The organism is Streptomyces sp. NRRL S-495 (genome assembly GCF_000966955.1).
GTDB lineage: Bacteria > Actinomycetota > Actinomycetes > Streptomycetales > Streptomycetaceae > Kitasatospora > Kitasatospora purpeofusca.
Genome location: NZ_JZWY01000344.1, coordinates 1 through 2,896, shown reverse-complemented (window position 1 = coordinate 2,896; position 2,896 = coordinate 1). Strand labels below are relative to the sequence as shown.

The 2,896-nt window shown below is 71.8% G+C and carries 3 protein-coding genes and 1 pseudogene; 3 read left to right on the top strand and 1 reads right to left on the bottom strand.

Going from position 1 to position 2,896, the window contains the following annotated elements:
• On the top strand, positions 1 to 1,150 hold a 1,150-nt coding region (locus VR45_RS18395; RefSeq protein ID WP_045940879.1), incomplete at its 5' end, for an aldehyde dehydrogenase family protein.
• Between the two features lie 5 nt (positions 1,151 to 1,155).
• The gene (locus VR45_RS18390) at positions 1,156 to 1,923 is read left to right on the top strand and encodes a 3-oxoacyl-ACP reductase (protein ID WP_045940878.1); all 768 of its coding nucleotides are present in this window, start codon (positions 1,156 to 1,158) and stop codon (positions 1,921 to 1,923) included.
• A gap of 79 nt (positions 1,924 to 2,002) precedes the next feature.
• On the opposite strand, the gene VR45_RS18385 is transcribed toward VR45_RS18390, so the two are convergent.
• Positions 2,003 to 2,371 carry a gamma-glutamylcyclotransferase family protein gene (locus tag VR45_RS18385; RefSeq protein ID WP_045940877.1) on the bottom strand — a complete coding sequence of 123 codons (369 nt, stop codon included), beginning with the start codon at positions 2,369 to 2,371 and terminating at the stop codon, positions 2,003 to 2,005.
• Between the two features lie 280 nt (positions 2,372 to 2,651).
• On the opposite strand from VR45_RS18385, the pseudogene VR45_RS18380 reads away from it, so the two are divergent.
• Positions 2,652 to 2,828: pseudogene (locus tag VR45_RS18380) on the top strand (SAM-dependent methyltransferase); the annotation flags it as partial.
• Positions 2,829 to 2,896 lie beyond the last annotated feature (68 nt).

Here is a 2,896-nt window from a genome sequence, read left to right as displayed (position 1 = left end):
CGCCCTCGCCGCCGCCGTGGACGCCGACCGCGAACACCTCGCCGCCCTGGAGGTCGCCAACGCCGGCCACACCATCGGCAACGCGCGCTGGGAGGCGGGCAACGCGCGCGACGTCATCGACTACTACGCCGCCGCCCCGGAACGGCTCTTCGGCCGACAGATCCCCGTCGCCGGCGGCGTCGACCTCACCTTCCAGGAACCGATCGGCGTGGTCGGCGTCATCGTGCCGTGGAACTTCCCGATGCCGATCGCCGAACTCACCCCGCTCACCGCCCTGCGCCTGGGCGAACTCGCCCTCGAAGCCGGGATCCCGGACGGCGTGCTGCAGGTTCTGCCCGGCCGCGGCCCGGTCGTCGGACAGCGCTTCGTCACCCACCCGGACGTGCGAAAGATCGTATTCACCGGCTCCACCCGGGTGGGCAAGGAGATCATGGCGGGCTGCGCCGCCCAGGTGAAGCCCGTCACCCTCGAACTCGGCGGCAAGAGCGCCAATATCGTCTTCGCCGACGCCGACCTCGCCAAGGCCGCCGCGACCGCGCCCTACGCCGTCTTCGACAACGCCGGCCAGGACTGCTGCGCCCGGTCCCGGATCCTGGTCGAGGCCTCCGTGTTCGAGGACTTCCTGGCGCTGCTGGAACCGGCCGTCCGCGGTGTGCGGGTCGGCGACCCGGCCGACGAGAAGACCGAGATGGGCCCGCTGATCTCCGCCGCCCACCGGGCCCGGGTCGCCTCCTACGTGCCGGACGACGCGGCCGTGGCCTTCCGCGGCGACGCCCCCGACGGGCCCGGCTTCTGGTACCCGCCGACCGTTCTGGCCCCCGTCCGGCACGACGACCGCGCCTTCACCGAGGAGATCTTCGGTCCGGTGGTCACCGTCGTGCCGTTCCGCGACGAACAGGACGCCCTGCGCATCGCCAACGCCACCGAGTACGGCCTGTCCGGCTCCGTCTGGACCAGGGACGTCGGACGCGCCCTGCGGGTCGCGCGCGGCGTCGAGGCCGGCAACCTCTCCGTCAACTCGCACTCCTCGGTGCGCTACACCACGCCGTTCGGCGGCTTCAAGCAGTCCGGACTCGGCCGCGAGCTCGGCCCGGACGCCCTCGACGCCTTCACCCAGACCAAGAACGTCTTCATCTCCACGGAGGAGTGATCAGCATGACCCAGCGACTCGACGGCCGAGTGGCCGTCATCACCGGCGCCGGCAGCGGCATCGGCCTCGCGACCGCCCGCCGGTTCGCCGCCGAGGGAGCCAAGGTGGTCTGCGCCGACCTCGACGCGGAGACCGGCGCCAAGGCGGCCAACGAGGTCGGCGGCCTGTTCGTCCAGGCCGATGTGACGGACGAGGCGGCGGTCCGCGACCTCTTCCAGCGGGCCGTCGACGAGTACGGGCGGCTCGACATCGCCTTCAACAACGCGGGCATCTCCCCGCCGGACGACGACTCCATCCTCACCACCGGCCTGGACGCCTGGAGGCGGGTCCAGGAGGTCAACCTCACCAGCGTCTACCTGTGCTGCAAGTACGCGATCCCGCACATGCAGCGCCAGGGCAAGGGCTCGATCATCAACACCGCCTCCTTCGTCGCGGTGATGGGCGCGGCGACCTCGCAGATCTCCTACAGCGCCTCCAAGGGCGGGGTGCTGGCGATGTCCCGCGAACTGGGCGTGCAGTTCGCCCGCGAGGGCATCCGGATCAACGCGCTGTGCCCCGGCCCGGTGAACACCCCGCTGCTGCAGGAGCTCTTCGCCAAGGACCCGGAGCGCGCCGCCCGCCGCCTGGTCCACATCCCGCTCGGCCGCTTCGCCGAGCCCGAGGAGATCGCGGCCGCGGTGGCCTTCCTGGCCTCCGACGACTCCTCCTTCATGACCGCCAACACCTTCCTGGTGGACGGCGGCATCTCCGGCGCCTACGTCACCCCGCAGTAGCACCGGCACGCTTTTTCAGGGAGTCGACGGCCCGGCCGCCCCGCACCGGGGACGGCCGGGCCCGGCCGGTGCCGCCGGGTCAGCTCCCGGCGGGGCTGTGCGCGGCGGAGAGGTAGACCCAGGCCCTGGTACCGGAGGCGAGCACCACCTCGCGGCGGGCGTAGTCGTCGACCTCGTACGCGTCCGCGGCGGCGAGCTCCTCGTCCGTGATCGCGAAGACCGTGCCGTCGACGGCGTCCCCCGCCTCGGTCGAGGGCAGTACCAGGGGGTGCCGGTCGGTGCCGCTGGCGGCGATCACCTCGGGGTCGGTGATCTCGATCATGGTCAGCCGGAAACCGGGCAGGGCGTCGGCCCGCCCCTCCAGCGGCCGGCCGAAGTTGCTGAGCTGTACCTGCTCCAACTGCAGCGTGCCGTAGGAGAAGAGACGCTGGGTTGCCGTTCCGGCCATGGGTTCGTGACCTCCGATTGTGCGGGCGGGGCCCCGAGCCTAGCCACCCCCGGCGACGGGGGGCCGCCCCGGGTCGTTCAGAGGGGAGCACGATCCGATCTCATCGCATCTGCCAGCCATTTGGGCGAAACGACAAGCATCTGCCAGGTGTTTTACTTATCGACCTTCGCGGATGCAAGATTCTCCCACAGGGTCGGCGAAGCCGGGGGAGTCGAGGACGGCGGCCGATCCCAACGGGCCGGCGCGGCACCCGGTCATGACCGAAGGAGGGCTTGGACCCATGAACGCACGCACCCGGGACGGCAGTGCCGGAGACGTCGACTACGGCGCCATCGGCTTCGGGTACTCCTCCTGCCGCAGGCCCGACAGCCGGGTGGCGCAGGTCATCGCCGAGGCCCTCGGCGGCGCGCGGACCGTGCTCAACGTCGGCGCCGGCACCGGTTCCTACGAGGGCGCCGCCCGGATCACCGCCGGCACGACCGACCGCTGAACCCTCCCGGCCCCTTTCCCTTCCCCTTCCCGGGG

Excerpts from the sequence above, each read along its gene's own strand:
- VR45_RS18390 (WP_045940878.1), top strand. The coding sequence starts at position 1,156 with ATGACCCAGCGACTCGACGGCCGAGTGGCCGTCATCACCGGCGCCGGC.
- VR45_RS18385 (WP_045940877.1), bottom strand. The coding sequence starts at position 2,371 with ATGGCCGGAACGGCAACCCAGCGTCTCTTCTCCTACGGCACGCTGCAG.